Genomic DNA, 16,450 nt, shown 5'->3' with positions numbered 1-16,450 from the left:
AGAGGGGAGTCACATGCCGAACAAGACCATCTACATCGCCGACGACGACCTGCCGCTGCTGCAGCAGGCCCAGGAGCTGACCGGGGGCACCCTGTCCGGCGCCATCGTCACGGCGCTGCGCCGGCTGGTGCGGATCGAGCAGGCGAAGCAGGCGGGGTATGACGAGATCACCGTCAAGGTCGGTCTCGGCAGTTCCTCGATCAAACGGTTCCTCGGCGTCGCTCTCGGCGAGTGGACCGCGTCGGGCAACGAGGGCGACGAGACGTACTCGCTGTTCCGCACCGGCAAGGGGCGGTTCGCCGTGCACCACTCCCGGTCCGAGCTGACCACCCCGGTCGGCCCCAGCGCGGAGCGCAGCCGGAAATGGTCCACCGGATGGCGCGGCTGGATCGGCGACTGGTCACCGGATCAGGCGTGGATGCGTACCCCGGCGCAGGCCACGTTCTCCGTGGTCGACACGGTCGAGGAGCTCCGGCCGCTGTTGCCGGCCGAGCTCTACGTCCTGGCGCTGCGGACCATCCAGGACGACCCCGACGTCGAAGACCTCGACATCTGACAGCCCTCAGCCACAGGTCTCCGGAGAGACGGGGGCAGTCACCGCGCCGACGGAGCCGCCGCGTGCGGAGTCGTAGAGGTACCACTTACCGGTGCCGCCGGTGTTCGTCGCGCAGATCCGGTAGGTGTAGGCGGCCGGGCCGGGGTAGTAGTACAGCCGCGTGCCGGCCGACACCGTGATCGTCTCCGACGACGTGCCGATCGCCACCTCGGGCGTACCCCCGTCCCGGTTGCCGCCGGCGAATCCGGTGGCCGGGTAGCCGCCGTACTCGGTGTAGTACTGCTCCACCTCCGAGATGGCGCCGCGCACGTCGGACTGCGCCGACTTGTCGGCCGCCTGGGGATCACCGGTGAGCGCCGTCAGCACGCCCTCGGCCGGCACGCCCGGCTGAACGCCGGCGGGAGCCGGCGAGTCCCCGGCGTACAGCGCCGCGGCGACGCCGGCCGCGGCGAGTACCGCGCCGGCGACACCGATGAGCACCACGCGGGATCGCGGAGACGAGGCGGGGGCGTGCCGGCCCCGGGCCGACGACGGATGATCGGCCGGCGTCGCCGCGGGGGCGGCCGGCTGGACCGGCTGCCGGACGATGTCGGTCCACTGGCGCCCGTCCCACCAGCGCTGGGCGAAAGCGCCGCCCGGATCGGCGTACCAGCCCGCGGGGGTCCCGGGAACGGAGGCGTGAGCAGCCATGAAGGCATGGTCGCTGATCGTGGGGGCGGCTGAGGTCAGTCGCGGGATATCACTCACGGGGCAACCTTCGAGGCGGGCCGGCATGTCGTCGTTCCCGATCGGATCCCGGACCGGCACCTTGAAGAGTTCCCGCCGGACGGATCCGCCGGCACCGGCGAAGTGGGGAGACACGGCCGGCATGCCTCACGTTCACGCCGTGCGAACCGATACAGGCACCCGACGGATCGACGCAGAGAGCCGGGACGGGTGTTCATGTCCGCTGACCCACAGACCAACGCCGCTTGGCAGCAGCAGTACCAGCCCGGGACGGACGGGCCGCCCGGCGGACCGGGCCACCCGGTTGCGCAGCCCTACGCGCAGCCGTACCAGCAACCGCACGAGCAGCAGTACCAGCAGCCGACATACGAGCATCAGTATCAGCAGGCAACGTACGAGCAGCAGTATCAGCAGTCGTATGCGGCCCAGCAGCAGTATCTCGAGCAGCAGCACCGCCTTCAGCAGCAGTACGCCGCCCAGCCCGCGCAGCCGCAGTGGCAGCCGTCCCAGCCCGCCCCGCCCGCGGCACCGTTCTACGCCGAGCCGGCCGCCGCGTACACGCACGCGCCGGTGTCAGCCTCGTGGCCGCCGCCGTCTCAGCACTACGGTCCCCCGGTGCCGCCGGCCGGACCGCCGGCGCCCGTACCGTCCTCCGCCGGGCCGTTCGCGTCGCGCAACGTGCGCATCGGCCTCGCCGGGTTCGCCGCGGTCCTGGTGGCCGGCGCAGCGGTGGCGACCGGGGTGAGTTCCGCCGCGAAGTCGGAGCTGTGCGACCGGGTCGGGCACACCTCGAAACTCGTGGAAGCACCCACCAACGGCGGCGATCCGTCCACCGCGATCGAAACGGCGGCCGAGCGCATCCACACGCTGTCCGGCCGGCTGCTCTTCTCCGGCGACCTGAAGGAGGCCGGCGAGGGTCTGGCCGACGCCATGGACTCGATGGTGACCTTGCAGCGGTCGGGATACGAGCACACCGACGACGTCAGTGCCGGGACGGCCGCGCAGATGGAGGCCATCGGGTTCAGCCTGTTGACCAGTCTCGGCAACGCCCAGCGCGCCTGCGGCCTACCGGTCACCGGCACCAGGACTCCGGAGTAGCCCACCCGCGGGCGGCGTCACGACGTGCACGGGGCACCGTCGATCCGGCAGTCGGCGGGCGCCGCGTCGAGCAGGGTGGCGCCGTGCACCTCGAAGGAGATGCCGACCTGCCCGCCGGGTGGGATCGCGGTGGTCGACTCATCGGGCACGAAGGTCCACACCGCGTCCTGCCGGGTGACGGTCGCGCCCTCGACCTGGTTGATCCAGAGCGTGGCGCGGGGCAGCGTGACCGTCAGGGTCCAGCCGTCGCGGGCGGCGGTGGCCGGGTTGGCGACCGTCACCTCGGTCCGGTAGCCGAGCAGGCCGGCCACGTACGGCGTGGTCCGGTAGGTGGCGGCCAACGGCACCGCAACCGCGACCGCACTCGCCGAGGCCGACCGTGATGCCGGCGGCGAGACGGAGCTGACGGCCACCCGCGGCGGAGGCGACGGCGAACCGGCGGCCCGCGAGGTGGTCGCCGGGGCCGGCGAGGCGGGCGCCGACGGGCTGGGCGCCGCGGCCGGGCGCTCCGGCAGCCCCGCGGCCTGTTCCGGCCGGGCCGACTGCTGGTAGGGCCGGGTCACCACCAGCACGACGAGCAGCACCGTGACCGCCACCGCCGCCAGCCCGCCGACGACGAGCAGGAACCGCCCGGCCGCCGAGCGTTCTCCCGGGACCCTGGGCGTACGGACACGGGGTTCGGGTGACGGCGCGGTGAGCATCGCCGTGGCGAGCCGCCACGCGGCGTCCCGGACGACGTCCGCCGGGGAACGCCGACCGCGGGCCGGGGCCTCCTCGTGGTCCGGTGGCAGGCTCATTCGACCACCGTCTGAAGCTCGGTGCGGGTGCCGGCGGACTCCGGGCGGCCGGTGACGAGGGTCGGCGGGATCCGCACCGTGGCGACCAGGCCACCGTCGGGCCCGTTGTCGAGCCGGACGGCGACGTCCTGGCGGGCCGCGAACCGGCCGACCGCCCACAGCCCCCACCAGGTGCCGCCGGACGGGGGCTCGGGTGCCGCCATCACGTCGTGCCCGGTGGTGAGGTCGTCGCCGGTCATGCCCGGCCCCACGTCGGTGATAGTGACCAGGTATCCGGCCGGATCGTGCTGTCCGGTGACCGCGATGAGCGAGTCGGCGGGCGCGAAGGTCGCCGCGTTCTCGAACAGTTCGGCCAGCAGGTGGGTCAGGTCGGTCACCGCGGTTCCGGCCAGGTAGCCGGACTCCACGTCGGCGGCCGTGACCCGGTCCGGGTCGCCGATCTCCGCGGCCGCGTCCCGGAGGACGTCGGTCATCGGTACGAGCCGCTGCCACTGGCGTTCCGGGACCCCGCCGGTGAGGGTGATGCCCTTCTCGATGTTGCGCCGCAGCCGGGCCCCGAAGTTGCCGGCCCGCCGCAGGTCGGCGGCGGTCTCCTCGTCGTCGGCGCGGCGGGCCAGGGCGTCGAGCAGACGCAACTGGCGCTGGAGCAGGCCCTGATTGCGGCGGTCGAGGTCCTGGAGCAGGCCACCGGGTCGATGCCAGGGACCCGACGTGGCGGTCGCCCCCGCCGACGCCGGGGTGCCGGGGTCCGCGCCCCGGCCGCGGCGGGCGGCGATCAGCAACCCGAGCAGGGCGACGAATCCGACACCGGCGATGGTGCCCGCCCACAAGGTGGCCGTGACCGTTCGCGGCGTGGCGGTGTCGGCGAGCTCCCGGCGGGCGCCGTCCCGCAGCTCCCAGAGCGCGGTGTTGAGTTCGTTGAACGTCGGCGACCAGGCCGACGGGTCCGGAATGCCGTCCGGTGACGCGGCCAGCTCGTCCTCGATGCGGTGCAGGCGGACCATCGCCGCCGAGCCGGCCACCTCCCGGTGGCGGCGGGTGGCCTGCTCCGGGAGGGCGGTTCCGGCGGCGGCGAACAGGGCCCGCCGGGCACCGGCCAGCTGGGTCAGCCGGATCCGGTCGGCGGCGGACGGCCCGCGCCCCGCCGACACGGCGGCCAGCAGGGCGTCCTGTTCGGTGAGGATCTCCCGGGACCGGTTCAGGGCCTGGATGCCGCCGACCGCGGTGTCCTGCGGTGCCGCGCCGGACGCGCCGATCATGTCGGTGTACGCGGTGACGGCCCGCCGGCGGTCGAGGCGGCCGGCGTCGACCGAGGCCCGTAGCTCGGCGAGCCCGTCCATCCGGTCGAGGAGCGCGTCGGCCGTACGATCGGCGGCCGAGGTGGTGAGACGGTCCAGCCAGGACCGGTCGGCCTGCCGCAACCGCCCGGCCGCGTCGTCGGTGCGCCCCCGCTGGGCGGTGAGTTCCAGGACGGGGCGTTCGGTGACCGACAGCCGGCGTTCCGCTTCCAGGGCCAGCACCGCCTCGTCGACCGGCCGGTCGAGCCGGTCGGCGGTGACCCGGTCGGCGAGCGCCCGGACGGCGACGGTGACCGCGGGTACGGCCGCGGCGCCCCAGAACGCCACCAGCAGGACGGCACCGACCACCCGGATCCGGCGGTTCACGGGGTGACCTCGGGGTCGCCGATGATCTCCCGGAGGCGGCTGAGCAGTTCGTGCCGGTCGGTGCAGCCGAGTCGCTGCCGGATGCGTGCCATGTGGTGCTCCACGGTCTTCGCCGACAGGTAGAGCCGGTCGGCGATCTGTTTGTACGTCATACCGGCCAGGACCAGCGCGCCGACCTCACGTTCCCGGGCGCTCAGCAGTTGCTGGCCGGTGGCCTGTTCGGGCCGGGTGCCGCGGTCCTGCAGGGCGCGGGCGGAGTCCAGCAGCAGGGCCATCGCCTTACGGTCGGAGGTGCGGATCGCGGCCTGCCCGGCGAGGCGGGCGGCGTCCCAGGTGAGCCCGGCCAGGCTGAGGGTCCGGGCGGCGGCGACCACCGATTCCGGGTCGGCGTGGCCGGCGAGGACGTCCAGCCAGACCGTGGCGGCGTCGGCGAACGCGGCGGCGTACGTCCCGGCGGGCCGGCAGGCGTCGAGGTGGGCGGCGTGGCGGCGCGCGGTGTCCTGGTCGTCGGCGAGGATCGCGGCCTGCAACCGGTACCAGTGCGGCAGCACGGTCCACACCGGGGGGTCGCCGAGTCCGGCGAGGAGCCGGTCGGCTTCGGCGAGGTGCCCGGCGACCCGGTGGGAGTCGCCGAGACGTGCCGCGGCGACCGCCAGTTCACCGAGGGGCAGCAGGTTGAACAGTTCGACCGGCTGCCCGATCAGGGCCTGGCAGGCGTCCGGCCAGGCGCTGCGCAGGCCGACGAGGTCGCCGTTGCGGCGGGCCAGCCCGACCCGCAGCGCGGAGGCGAGCAGTTCGTCGCGGCCCTGGGCGGCGGTGGCCGCGGTGGCCGCGGGCAGGCGCTGCTCGACGTCGGTGAGCCGGCCGCGCAGCAGCAGCACCCAGCTGCGCAGCAGGTGATGCCGGGTGGCCAGCAGGGCGCCACCGGTGCCGCGGTGCTCGGCGCGGGTGAGCAGCGTGTCGGCGACGTCGAGTTCGGTGCAGTGCATCGCCAGGAGTGCGCCGACCGCGGCGGGGCTGTCCGGCAGCAGGGTCGCCGGGCCGGCGGGGTCGATCAGGGTGGCCGCCTGGACCAGGGTGGACAGGGCCGCGGCCGGTGGCCCGGTGACCGATTCGGCGGCGCCGCGAGCCATCAGTGCCGCCGCCGCGCTCAGCGACGTCGGCGGGTGGGCCGCGGTGTCGTCCGGCCGGATCAGGCGCTGGGCGTCGGTGAGCCGGCCGACGGCGATCAGGCCGACCGCGGCGAATCCGGCGGCCACGTCGGTGCCGGCCCATTCGTAGAGGCGGACGGCCTGCGCGGTCTGTCCACGGTGCGCCAGGACGGCGGCGGCGACGTAGGCGGCCTCGGCGCGTTGCGGTGGGCTGCCGTCGGCGAGGACCTGGTCGGTGAGGCGGGAGGCGTGGTCGAGGTCGCCGGCCAGCGCGGTGGCCAGGGCGCGGCGGGCCGCGGTGGTGCGCCCGGCCCCGGCCGCGGCGGCGAACAGTTCGGCGGCCAGGGCGGGGTCGTCGCCCAGAGCCTCCTCGCCGGCGGCCTCGTAGACGTGGCCGAGGCCGCTGCCGGCGGCGCCGGGGACCAGGCCGGGTGCGGCCGCGACCCGCAGCAGGGGACGCACCAGCGGCAGGACCGGGCCGCCGCGGGCCATCTGGAGAGCGGCGAGACGCTGGCGTACGTCGATGCGCTGGCTGATCGGGGCGAGGGCGGCGATGGCGCGCCGGGCGAGCGGGACCAGAGTGCCGTCGGCGGTCAGCATCCCGGTCGCGCGGCCCGCGTCGACGAGTTCGGCGACGTCGGCGTCGTGGTCCAGGACGGCCGCGACCAGGTCGAACGACAGTCCGGCACCGGCTTCGACGGCGAGCAGCAGGGTGCGGACGCCGGGGTCGAGTTCGTCGAGTTCGGCGGCGAACGGTGCCAGGGCGGCGACCGGTACGTGCGGCGGGCCGGCGGGCACCGCACCGGTGAGGGCGCCGGCGAGACGGGTCACGTACCGGGCGATCCCGGCGGTCTGGGCGGTCACCCACGTGATCAGTTCGTCGGTGGGGGCGGTCAGGTGGCCGGCGATCTGGGCGGGGCCGAGCGGCGGCAGGGTGATGGCCGGGCCACCGCGGCGCAGCACCTCGATCAGTCGCAGCAGTTCCGGGCGGCGGGGCCACGGCCGGTGGGCGACGACGATCCGCGCGTCCGGCTGTTCGGCGTGTTCGCGCAGGTCGTTGAGCTGCTCCGGGGGGAGCAGGTGGGCGTCGTCGATCAGCAGGACGTGGTCGGCGGCGGGCAGGCGGGGCGGCCACGGCCCGGTCACCTTGACGCCGGCGCCGCGGTACGCGTCGGTCAGCTGCCGCAGCAGGGTGGTCTTGCCGTAGCCGCCGGGTGCGGCGACCCCGGCGTGCAGTGGTGCGGCCGGGTCGGCGGCGACCCGGGCCAGGACGGACGAGGTCATCGGGTCTCCGCCCGGACCGCCACGCGGTTGACCGGCGGACGGGGCGGGGCGATCTGCGACGCCGCCGGGAGGACCGCGAACGCGTCGGTGGGGCCGGCCACGGCGGGACCGGCCGGGGGTACCGGCGGGCGCCCGGCCAGCGCGGCACCGAAGGCCACGGTCATGCGCGGTTGCGGGTCACGGACGACGGGAGCCTGGAACACCGCGGTGAGCAGATCGGACACGTAGGTACATACGGCGCCGTCCACTCCGGCGATCAATACCGCCGACAGATCGCCGGTTCCGTAACCGCGGCTGTGCACCAGCGCCGCGGCGAGATCGACCGTCGGGCGGATCAGCGCCCGGGCGTCGGCCGGGGTCCGGCCGTCCACCTCGAACCCGCCGACGTCGCTGAGCTCGGCGGACGCGAGCAGTTCCATCCGGCCCGGCTGCTGCGGGGCGACCAGCGACACCTCGGCGGTGGAGCCGCCCAGCCGGTAGACGCCGAGCAGCCCGCCCGCGGTGGGCGCGCGGCCGGCGGCCTGGTGGCACTCGACGACGGCGCGGGCCCGGGTCACCAGCACGCAGCCCATCAGGTCGGCCTCGGCCAGCCCGGCCTGGAGCAGCCCGAGCCGGCCGGCACCCCAACCGGACGGGTGGGCGATCGCCACGCGGACCGGCGGCTCCCCCATGATCTCCCAGACCCGGTCGACCACCCAGCGGGCCATCGCGGCGGTCAGGCCGTGTGCCGGGAAGTACCCGCCGGCGAAGAACATCGGCAGGGGATCACCGACCCGGTGCAGGTAGCCGGCGACCGCGTCGGCCGGATGCCGGCCCACCTCGGCGGGGACGACGGTGCCGTCCGCGGTCATCCGGAGCGCGGACGCGACCACCGCTGAACGGGCGCCCAGGGACACCGGCTGAGCCGGGCCCCAGCCGGAACCACCGGGTTCGCCGGCGCCGGCGAGCCGGCAGACGGCCGCTTTGACGGTGCCGACACCGATGTCGATTCCCAGCACGTAGGACACGCGTTCAACTCCTCAGAGGTCGGTACCCCACGTTCGTACCAAATGGCGGGTTTGAAGCGTCCCCCCAAAAATCGTGGGCCGCCGATCCCCTAATCCCCTAACCGGCGGCCGGGCACAGTGGGGGACTCGGCCCCGATGCCCGCGGCCGGCCCCGTCCGTAGCTTTCATCTCGGCGCCGGGCCCGCGCCGTTCGATCCGCATCAGCGTCTAGGAGCTCGACAATGACTTCGCCCACCTTGCAGGACTTCGTTCTCAACCTGATCTACGACCCGGCCGCGCGGTCGGCGTTCGAACTGGACCCGGAGGCGACCCTGCGGCACGCCGGGCTGGACGACATCACCGCCACCGACGTGCAGCAGGTGCTGCCGCTGGTGATCGACTCGGCGCCGGTGGCCGGGCTGACCGGCCCGGACGGGCTGGACGACCTGACCACCGGGGTGGCCAGTCTCGACGTCGCCGGGGCGGTGGCCCAGTTGCAGGCGATCGCCGCCCAGGTCACGCACGACCCGCTGGCCGAGATCAACGCGACGAGCAGCGTCAACGTCACGGTGCTGGGCCTGGACGCCGACGGGCTGGCGCAGGTGTCGGTGCTGCCGGGCGCCCTGGACCTGGGCGCCGGCACGTCGGCGACGGTCGGCGGGCTGTCGGCCGAGTACGACCCGGCGCTCGATGTGGACAGCGCGGTGGCCACCTCGTCCACGTTCGCCGTCGACCCGGTGCCCTACGACAGCGGCCTGACCGGTGACCTCGGTGCCGGCCTGACCGGTGACCTCGGCGGCGACCTGGGTGGCGTTCTGGACACGGTGAGCAACGTGCCGGCGCTGCCGGAGACCGTCGGTTCCGGCCTGCTTGACGTGTCCGGGGTCCACGAGGCAACCTCTTCGATCGGATCGCTGATCCAGCCGGACCTGAGCGGCGTCACGTCTCTCGACGCGGTCGACGGGCTGACCGGCACCGTGACCGGCACGGTCTCCGGTGTCGGTGACAGCCTGCACGGTCTGACCGGTGGTCTGCTGTCCGGCGCCGACGAGCCGCAGGCCACGCAGGCCGAGGTGTTCGGCATCGGCTAGACAGGCGCCACGACGAAAGGCTGACGGACGCGGATGACGAGCTGGGAAGCCGGGACGACGGCATCGACGGGTCCCGCTTCCCTGATTCCGCATCCGCGGCCGGCGCCCGATCCGCTGCGCGGTGCCGCCACCGGTGATCCCTGGTGGATGGACACCATGGACGCGGTGATCCGCACCTGCCAGGCGCACGGTCGTGCGGATCTCGCCGAACGGCTGACCCGCCGCCGGGCCCGGCTGCTGCACCCGCAGCTGCGGGTGCTGGTCGTCGGCCCCGCCCAGCAGGGCCGCAGCCGGCTGGTGAACGCGCTGATCAACGCCTCGGTGTGCGGCGTGCTGCCGGACGCCGACACCGGCGTGCCGACCGTGGTACGCCACGCCGACACACCGACGGCCCACCTGATCCGGCGCGACTCACCGGCCGCCGACTGGACGGCCGCGGTCGGGTTGCAGGCCCGGATCCCGCTGGTACCGGAACGGCTCGGGGCGTCGCTGGCCGAGGCGACCGCGGCCCTGCCGGCCGGCGCGCCGGTGCACGTCGACGTCGGTGTGCCGCGGTCGCTGCTGGCCGGCGGACTGGTGCTGATCGACGCGCCGGCGCTGACCTTCGCCGCCCCCGACCGGGCGGTGACCGCGGCCCACGATCTGGCCGACCGGGCGGGCGCCGATCTGGTCGTCTACACCTGCGAGACCGGACGGCAGCTCAGCGACGACGAGCTGACCGTCCTGACCGGGCTCGGCCGCTCCTTCCCCGGCCTGCTGGTGGTGCTGACCAAGGCCGACTACGCCCCCGACTGGCGCCGCGACCTGGCCGACAGCCGTCTGCGGCTGAACCGGGCCGGCATCCCGGCGGCGGTGGCCGCGGTCTCGTCGTCGTTGCGGCTGCACGCGGTACGCACCGGCGACGACGCCCTCAACCGGGAGTCCGGGTTCGCGGATCTGCTCGTACACCTGCGCAAGATGGTCGAGGCCAAGCCGGACCGGCTGGCGCGGGCGACCGCGGGGGCACTCGGCCGGCTGGCGATCCAGGAACTCGCGGTGCCGTTGCGCGCGGAGCTGGACAGCCAGGGCGACGGGTTCTCCTCGGACGCGGCGGCGCATCTCCAGGCCACCCACCGGCGCCTCGACGACCTGCGCAAATGTACGGTCCGCTGGCAGAACCGGCTGTCCGACGAGGTCGCCGACCTGATGTCGGACATCGAACACGACCTGCGGGAACGGGTGAAGGCCCTGCTCGCCGAGGCCGACGAGTTCTTCACCACCAACGATCCGGCCAAGAGCTGGGACGAATTCGAGCCGTGGCTGCGCGAGGCACTCCAGGAACTGGCCACCACCAGCATGACCTGGCTGGCCGAGCGGACCGAGTGGATGGCCCGCCGGACCGCCGACATGTTCCCGCCGGAGGCCGGTGACGTGCTGCCGTCGACCGCGCTGGCCATCACCGACGGGGGCACGTTGCAGGGCGTGTCGACGCTCGACGCACCGCCGGTGGCGACGTTCACGCCCGGTCAGAAGCTGTTCATCGGGCTGCGCGGATCGTACGGCGGGGTGGTGATGTTCGGTCTGGCGACCAGTCTCGCCGGGATGTCGCTGATCAACCCGATCTCGATCGGCGGTGGCGCCCTGTTCGGTGGCAAGAGTGTCCGTGACGAGAGCAAGACACTGCTCAAACGTCGGCAGACCGAGGCGCGCAACGCGGTCCGGCAGCACGTCGACGACATCTTCACCAGGCTCAACAAGGATGCCCGCGACAGTGTCCGGCGGGCCCAGCGGGCGCTGCGCGACCACTTCACGGCCGTCACCGAGGATCTCCAGGAGGAGACCATGGAGTCGCTGCGCAACGCCAAGGCCGCCGCCGACCGGGACGCGGCCGCCCGCGACGCCCACGGCCGGCGGTTGCGCGACGAACTGACCCGGCTGGCCGAACTGCACACCCAGGCGCAGGCGCTGACGGACCGGGCCCGGGCGTGATCAGCGAGGAGCTGGAACGGCGTACGCACGACCTGCTGATGCGGGCGGCGCAGGTCTATCACGGCCATCCGAACGCCGACGGCCGGCTGCGGCACACCCTCGACCGGTTCGCCGGGCCGTTGCGCCTCGCCGTCGCGGGAGCCGGCCGGACCGGCAAGTCGACGCTGGTCAACGCGCTCGTCGGGGAGGACGTGGCGCCGGTCGGACAGGCCGATCTGGTGACCTACCGGGACGGCACGGAGTTGCGGGCCTGGAGCCGGCCGGAGCACGGGCGGCCCTACGAGGTCCCGGTCGCCCGGACCTCCGGCGGGTTGCGGCTGGACACCCCGGTGCCGCGGGCGGTCGTGCAGTGGCCGAGCCGGGTGCTGCGGCGTACCGAGCTGATCGACACCGGGCCGTCCACGCCGCCGGGGCAGGTGCTGCCGGAAGCCGACGCGGTCCTGCTGCTCACACCCCGGATCGGTGAACCGGATCTGGACTTTCTGCGCGCCGGCCGGGGACTGCGGGGCCCGGCGGCCTTTCCCATTCATGTGTTCGTGGTACTGACCAAGGCGGACATGCACGGGGACGGGCTGCCGGACGGGCTGCTGGAGGCCCGGCGGATCGCCCGGCGCCGTCGTCGTGAACCGGCGATCGCGGCACTCTGCCAGGACGTGGTCGCGATGTCCCCGCTGATCGGGCATGCCGCGCGGACGTTACGGGACGACGAGTTCCGGGCGCTCGCCGCGATCGCCGCCCTGCCGCGTACCGCATCCGATCCGTCGTTGTTGTCGACCGACCGGTTCACCGCGGCCGGGGCGCTGCCCGTGGTCGGCGCGCGGGCGCGGCTGGATCTGCTGCAACGGTTCGGCCTCGGCGGGATCCGGCTGGCGCTCGCGCTGGTGCGCACCGGTGCGGCCACGACGTCCGCGCTGGCCGAACGGTTGCAGGAGTACAGCGGGCTCAAGGACCTCCAGGCCTCGATCGCCGAGCTGTTCGTGGCGCGGCGGGCGGCGCTCAAGGCCCGGTCGGCGCTGATCGTGCTGGATCATCTGCTGCGCACCGAACGGGTCGCGGCGTCCGGGCATCTGCTGGCCGAACTGGAACTGCTGCTGGCCGGGGCGCACGACTTCGCGGAGTTGCGGCTGTTGTCGGCGTTGCGGTCGGGGCGGGTGGCGCTGCCCGCGGAGACCGCGCGGGAGGCACTGCGGCTGCTCGGTGGCGCGGGCACCAGCCTCGGCGAGCGTCTCGGCCTGCCGACCGAGGCCACGATGGACGACATCTGGGCGGTGGCCGAGGACAGCGCCGAGCGGTGGCGCCGGGAGGCCGGGCTCGGCGACCGGACCCCGGCCCAGCGGCGGGCCGCCGCGGTGGTGCTGCGCAGCTGCGAGGCGATGCTGGCCGGCGCCGAGTCGATGCCGTCGGTCACCGGGTAGCGGACCGCGCCGCGACGGAGAGCGAGAGCAGCAGGCCGACCACCCGGTCCGGGCCGTCGCGGAGGACGTTGTGGCTGGTGGGCCACTCCTCGTAGCGCCACGCCGGGTCGTCGCGGACCTTCGCCGTCGACGCTGGGGCCTGCAGTCCGCCGGGGGTGTCCGTGGCGGCCGCGAAGACCTTCTCCGGGACCTGCTTCCAGGCGCCGGTCAGGTACACCCGCTGAATGAGGGTGGCCAGCGGGTGCGGGCGGGCCCGGTCGTCGAAGAACGGCAGTGGGGCGACGGTCAGGCCGTCGTCGCCGGCGCCCTCGATCAGCGAGTCGCGGATCGCGGGCGGGGCCAGTGACCAGCACGAGTCGCCGTCGTCGGGAACGTCGGCGTCGAGCATCACCAGCGCCCGCACCAGGTGCGGCACCCGGTCGGCGACCGCGGTGACGACCATGCCGCCGTAGCTGTGGCCGACCAGGACCACCGGCCCGGTGATCAGCGCGGCCACCTGGTCGATGTGGGTCTCCAGCGTGACCAGGTGCTCCTCGGCGGTGTCCGCGAGACCGGCGAGGGTCACCGCACGGGCCCGGTGTCCGCGGGTGGTGAGGGCCTCGACGACCGGGTCGTACCACCAGCCGCCGTGCCAGGCCCCGGGAACCAGCACGAATTCGGTCATGGCTGTCGGATTCCCCGGCGGCGGGCACCGAAACAAGCCGAGACATCGACAGACATGGACATGTGCGGCCGGGTGGAGAACAGTGGGCCGCATGTCCACGAGGCGCACTCTTCTGGTGGCGGGTGCGGCGACAGCCGCCGGCGTCGCCGTCCCCGCACCGGCCCGAGCCACCGCACCCGACCGGGAACTGCGGAGGATCCTCAAGGAGATCGACCCGGTACGGATCGAGGCGATCGTCCGCAGACTGGTCTCCTTCGGCACCCGGCACACCCTGTCGTCGCAGGACGACCCTGTCCGCGGCATCGGCGCCGCCCGCGACTGGATCCTCGCCGAACTCCAGCGCCACGCCGCGGCCAGTGGCGGCCGGATGACCGTCGAGCTCCAGTCGTTCATCCAGCCGGTCTCGCCGCGCATCCCGGCCCCGACCCGGATCACCAACGTCATCGCCACCCTGCGCGGCAGCGTCACCCCCGAACGGATCTACGTGGTCACCGGCCACTACGACTCGCGGGTCACCGACGTCATGGACGCCGTCAAGGACGCCCCCGGCGCCGACGACGACGCGTCCGGGGTGGCCGTGATCATGGAGCTGGCCCGGGTCCTGGCCACCCGCGCACCGGAGTCGACGCTGGTGTTCGCCGCGGTCGCGGGCGAGGAGCAGGGACTCTACGGCTCCGACCACATGGCTCAGCGGTACCGGGACGCCGGCGCCGACATCCAGGCGATGTTCAGCAACGACATCGTCGGCACCGGCGACGCCCACGACGGCACCCGCGACGACCCGCGTACCGTCCGCCTGTTCGTCGAGGGTGTGCCCACCTCGGAGACCACCGCCGAGGCCAACACCCGCAGAAGCGTCGGCGGCGAGAACGACGGCCCGTCGCGCCAGCTGGGCCGCTTCGTCAAGGACGTCGAGCCGGCCGGCATGGACGTCCGCGTCGTCTGGCGCCGCGACCGCTACCTGCGCGGCAGCGACCACATCTCGTTCCTGCTGCGCGGCTACCCGGCGGCCCGCTTCACCGAGCCCCGGGAGAACTTCGACCACGAACACCAGGACGTACGGGTGGAGAACGGCATCCAGTACGGCGACCTGCCGGAGTTCTGCGACTTCGCATACATCGCCCGGGTGGCCCGGGTCAACGCGACGGCGCTCTGGTCGCTGGCACAGGCCCCGGGAACCCCGAAGGGCGTGGTCGTCGACACCACCCAGCTGACCAACGCGACCACCCTGCGCTGGCAGGTCGGCACCGAGCCGGACCTCGCCGGATACGAGGTGGTGTGGCGCGAGACCACCGCACCGGACTGGCAGCACTCACTGCCGGTCGGCAAGGTCGGCACGGTCACCGTCGACCTCTCCAAGGACAACGTCTTCTTCGGCGTACGGGCCGTCGACACCACCGGCCACCGGAGCCCGGTCGCCGCCCCGAGACCGGCCGGCTGACCACCCGCGTCCGCTACCGGGCGCCGTCGAGGGCGTATGCCGCGTCCAAGGGCGCCGTCGAGGCGATGACCCTGATCCTGGCCCGCGAGCTGCGCGGCCGGGACATCACCGTCAACACCGTCGCGCCGGGGCCGACCGCCACGCCGCTGTTCTTCGAGGGCAAGAGCGAGCAGGTCGTCGAGCACATCGCGAGCCTCAACCCGATGCAGCGCCTGGGCACCCCGGAGGACATCGCCGAGGTGACCGCGTTCGTCGCCGGCCCCGGCCGGTGGATCAACGGCCAGGTCCTCTACGCCAACGGCGGCGCCGCCTGACCGCACCCCACCGGTCAGCGGCGCCGGCGGGCCATCCACTGCCAGACGTGCGTGCCGTCCACGCTCGGGTCGTTGCGGCCCAGATAGATCCACGAGAAGTGCCCGTTGAACCGGTAGCCGTTCCAGACCACCTGGTCGTAGAGCGTCATCAGCGAGCCGGGGATCAGGTCGTGGGCGTGGATCGTGTTCGGCTCCGGCGGCACCGTCGTGTCGTCGCGGGAGGTGACCAGCCAGGTGGGAGTGGTGATCCCGGCGAGCTCGGCGTCGGTGATCAGCCGCGGGCCGCCCGGCTGCAGCGACGCGACGACGCCGCAGACCGGCACCGACGCGGCGAACAGGCGGGGGTACGTGGTGGTCATCTTCAGGCTCATGTATCCGCCGTTGCTGCACCCCGCGACGTAGATGCGCCGCCGGTCAATCGGGTGACGGCGTACCAGATCCGTGATGATCTCCTCGATGAGCGGCGCGAACCCGGGGCCGTCCGCCATCCAGAACGAGGTGCTCTGCGGAGCCACCACGTAGGCGCCGGAGAAGATCCGCTGCGCCTCGCGGGTGGCGAAGCCCAGCGCACCCCGGTTGGCCCGCAGTGTCGTCTCGTTGTCGTAGTAGCCGTCCGGCAGGGAGGCACCCTCTCCCCCGCCGTGCAGCCAGACGATGAGGGGACGCCCACCCCGGCCGCCGTGCCCGTGCGGCGTGAACAGCCGGTACTTCATGCCCGAGCCGGAGACGTGGTGGCTGAACGCGTCCACCTCGGGGTTGGCCAGCCCACCCTGAACGAAGGCGGCGATCGGAACCGGGCGCCCGTCGCGCCGCAGCAGCGGGGCGTTCTGCGTGATCGTGTAGTCGAGGTCCAGTCGTACGTTACGGCTGCGGCTGACGATGTAGCCGAGGGTGCCGCCGCCCACCTGCCCTTCGGCGTGGGCCAGATCGAGCACGATGTCACCGCGACGATCGAGCCGGGCGGCGGTGACCGTGCGGTCCACGTCGTACTCGCTGAAGATCAGATCCCCGGGGGCGATGGGAATCGGGCTGGTGGCCCGGGCGTGCACGGCGAAGGTGCCGGGCGTCAGGGAGGACGGGTCGATCCCCAGCCGGGCGGTGTCCAGGGTGAGCGAGACGACCTGCTCGCCGCCGTCGAGCACCCGCGCGTCGAGAGTGAACCCCACCTTCGCCCCCGGCCTGCCGGGGGCGCGGGCGGCGAGGGGCAGGGACAGACCTGCCGCGAGAACGGTACGGCGGTTGACCGGAGTAGCCATGCAGGCTCCAAGGTTTCGCGTACGTTGCGACTTCTTTAC

General features: G+C 73.7%; 13 protein-coding genes and 1 pseudogene. 7 read left to right on the top strand and 7 right to left on the bottom strand.

Annotation, left to right across the window (positions count from 1 at the left end):
- Positions 1–13 precede the first annotated feature (13 nt).
- Positions 14–556 (top strand): EXLDI protein, encoded by a 543-nt coding sequence (locus BC793_RS16415; RefSeq protein ID WP_109593374.1) that lies wholly within the window; start codon positions 14–16, stop codon positions 554–556.
- Positions 557–562: 6 nt separating this feature from the next.
- Here the strand turns inward: BC793_RS16415 and BC793_RS51295 are convergent, their stop codons facing one another.
- A complete protein-coding gene (locus tag BC793_RS51295) occupies positions 563–1,246 on the bottom strand; it encodes a DUF2510 domain-containing protein (protein WP_239170019.1) in 684 nt (227 codons plus the stop codon).
- Positions 1,247–1,498: 252 nt separating this feature from the next.
- On the opposite strand from BC793_RS51295, the gene BC793_RS16405 reads away from it, so the two are divergent.
- A complete protein-coding gene (locus BC793_RS16405) occupies positions 1,499–2,380 on the top strand; it encodes a hypothetical protein (RefSeq protein WP_146246304.1) in 882 nt (293 codons plus the stop codon).
- A gap of 17 nt (positions 2,381–2,397) precedes the next feature.
- Here the strand turns inward: BC793_RS16405 and BC793_RS16400 are convergent, their stop codons facing one another.
- Genes BC793_RS16400 through BC793_RS16385 form a run of 4 tightly spaced genes read right to left on the bottom strand, consistent with a single transcriptional unit; the run spans position 2,398 to position 8,283 of the window.
- Positions 2,398–3,177: a cellulose binding domain-containing protein gene (locus tag BC793_RS16400; RefSeq protein ID WP_109593372.1), complete on the bottom strand. Its 780-nt coding sequence runs from the start codon at positions 3,175–3,177 to the stop codon at positions 2,398–2,400.
- Entirely contained in the window at positions 3,174–4,841 is a 1,668-nt protein-coding gene (locus tag BC793_RS16395) for a sensor histidine kinase (RefSeq protein WP_158319271.1), read from the bottom strand. The genes BC793_RS16400 and BC793_RS16395 overlap by 4 nt, the downstream gene beginning before the upstream one ends.
- A complete protein-coding gene (locus BC793_RS16390) occupies positions 4,838–7,276 on the bottom strand; it encodes a helix-turn-helix transcriptional regulator (RefSeq protein ID WP_109593370.1) in 2,439 nt (812 codons plus the stop codon). The genes BC793_RS16395 and BC793_RS16390 overlap by 4 nt, the downstream gene beginning before the upstream one ends.
- Positions 7,273–8,283, bottom strand: coding sequence for an acetate and sugar kinases/Hsc70/actin family protein (locus BC793_RS16385; RefSeq protein WP_109593369.1), 1,011 nt, complete (start codon positions 8,281–8,283; stop codon positions 7,273–7,275). Before BC793_RS16385 ends, BC793_RS16390 begins: the two co-directional genes overlap by 4 nt.
- Before the next feature lie 221 nt (positions 8,284–8,504).
- Here BC793_RS16385 and BC793_RS16380 point away from each other — a divergent pair, with 221 nt between their 5' ends.
- The 3 genes from BC793_RS16380 to BC793_RS16370 are packed head-to-tail and all read left to right on the top strand — an operon-like array spanning position 8,505 to position 12,736.
- Positions 8,505–9,353 (top strand): IniB N-terminal domain-containing protein, encoded by an 849-nt coding sequence (locus BC793_RS16380; RefSeq protein WP_109593368.1) that lies wholly within the window; start codon positions 8,505–8,507, stop codon positions 9,351–9,353.
- 33 nt (positions 9,354–9,386) lie between these two features.
- On the top strand, positions 9,387–11,321 hold the full coding sequence (locus BC793_RS16375) for a GTP-binding protein (RefSeq protein ID WP_146246303.1): 1,935 nt from the start codon (positions 9,387–9,389) through the stop codon (positions 11,319–11,321).
- Complete coding sequence (locus BC793_RS16370; RefSeq protein WP_109593366.1) at positions 11,318–12,736, top strand: P-loop NTPase family protein; 1,419 nt, start codon at positions 11,318–11,320, stop codon at positions 12,734–12,736. The genes BC793_RS16375 and BC793_RS16370 overlap by 4 nt, the downstream gene beginning before the upstream one ends.
- Here the strand turns inward: BC793_RS16370 and BC793_RS16365 are convergent.
- Positions 12,726–13,400 carry an alpha/beta fold hydrolase gene (locus tag BC793_RS16365; protein WP_109593365.1) on the bottom strand — a complete coding sequence of 225 codons (675 nt, stop codon included), beginning with the start codon at positions 13,398–13,400 and terminating at the stop codon, positions 12,726–12,728. The two genes, BC793_RS16370 and BC793_RS16365, sit on opposite strands and share 11 nt — an antisense overlap.
- A gap of 91 nt (positions 13,401–13,491) precedes the next feature.
- On the opposite strand from BC793_RS16365, the gene BC793_RS16360 reads away from it, so the two are divergent.
- Together BC793_RS16360 and BC793_RS16355 are read left to right on the top strand one after the other, a co-directional pair.
- On the top strand, positions 13,492–14,841 hold the full coding sequence (locus tag BC793_RS16360) for a M20/M25/M40 family metallo-hydrolase (RefSeq protein WP_109593507.1): 1,350 nt from the start codon (positions 13,492–13,494) through the stop codon (positions 14,839–14,841).
- Between the two features lie 32 nt (positions 14,842–14,873).
- A pseudogene (locus BC793_RS16355) lies at positions 14,874–15,155 on the top strand (SDR family oxidoreductase); the annotation flags it as partial.
- Positions 15,156–15,169: 14 nt separating this feature from the next.
- Here the strand turns inward: BC793_RS16355 and BC793_RS16350 are convergent.
- Positions 15,170–16,411: a prolyl oligopeptidase family serine peptidase gene (locus BC793_RS16350; RefSeq protein WP_109593364.1), complete on the bottom strand. Its 1,242-nt coding sequence runs from the start codon at positions 16,409–16,411 to the stop codon at positions 15,170–15,172.
- Between the last annotated feature and the right edge of the window lie 39 nt (positions 16,412–16,450).

The sequence above is a fragment of the Actinoplanes xinjiangensis genome (genome assembly GCF_003148685.1).
Lineage (GTDB): Bacteria > Actinomycetota > Actinomycetes > Mycobacteriales > Micromonosporaceae > Actinoplanes > Actinoplanes xinjiangensis.
Note: the sequence above shows the minus strand (reverse complement) of the source record. Positions and strands in the feature narration are given on the sequence as shown.

Excerpts from the sequence above, each read along its gene's own strand:
- BC793_RS16415 (WP_109593374.1), top strand. The coding sequence starts at position 14 with ATGCCGAACAAGACCATCTACATCGCCGACGACGACCTGCCGCTGCTG.
- BC793_RS51295 (WP_239170019.1), bottom strand. The coding sequence starts at position 1,246 with ATGGCTGCTCACGCCTCCGTTCCCGGGACCCCCGCGGGCTGGTACGCC.
- BC793_RS16405 (WP_146246304.1), top strand. The coding sequence starts at position 1,499 with ATGTCCGCTGACCCACAGACCAACGCCGCTTGGCAGCAGCAGTACCAG.
- BC793_RS16400 (WP_109593372.1), bottom strand. The coding sequence starts at position 3,177 with ATGAGCCTGCCACCGGACCACGAGGAGGCCCCGGCCCGCGGTCGGCGT.
- BC793_RS16390 (WP_109593370.1), bottom strand. The coding sequence starts at position 7,276 with ATGACCTCGTCCGTCCTGGCCCGGGTCGCCGCCGACCCGGCCGCACCA.
- BC793_RS16380 (WP_109593368.1), top strand. The coding sequence starts at position 8,505 with ATGACTTCGCCCACCTTGCAGGACTTCGTTCTCAACCTGATCTACGAC.
- BC793_RS16375 (WP_146246303.1), top strand. The coding sequence starts at position 9,387 with ATGACGAGCTGGGAAGCCGGGACGACGGCATCGACGGGTCCCGCTTCC.
- BC793_RS16365 (WP_109593365.1), bottom strand. The coding sequence starts at position 13,400 with ATGACCGAATTCGTGCTGGTTCCCGGGGCCTGGCACGGCGGCTGGTGG.
- BC793_RS16360 (WP_109593507.1), top strand. The coding sequence starts at position 13,492 with ATGTCCACGAGGCGCACTCTTCTGGTGGCGGGTGCGGCGACAGCCGCC.
- BC793_RS16350 (WP_109593364.1), bottom strand. The coding sequence starts at position 16,411 with ATGGCTACTCCGGTCAACCGCCGTACCGTTCTCGCGGCAGGTCTGTCC.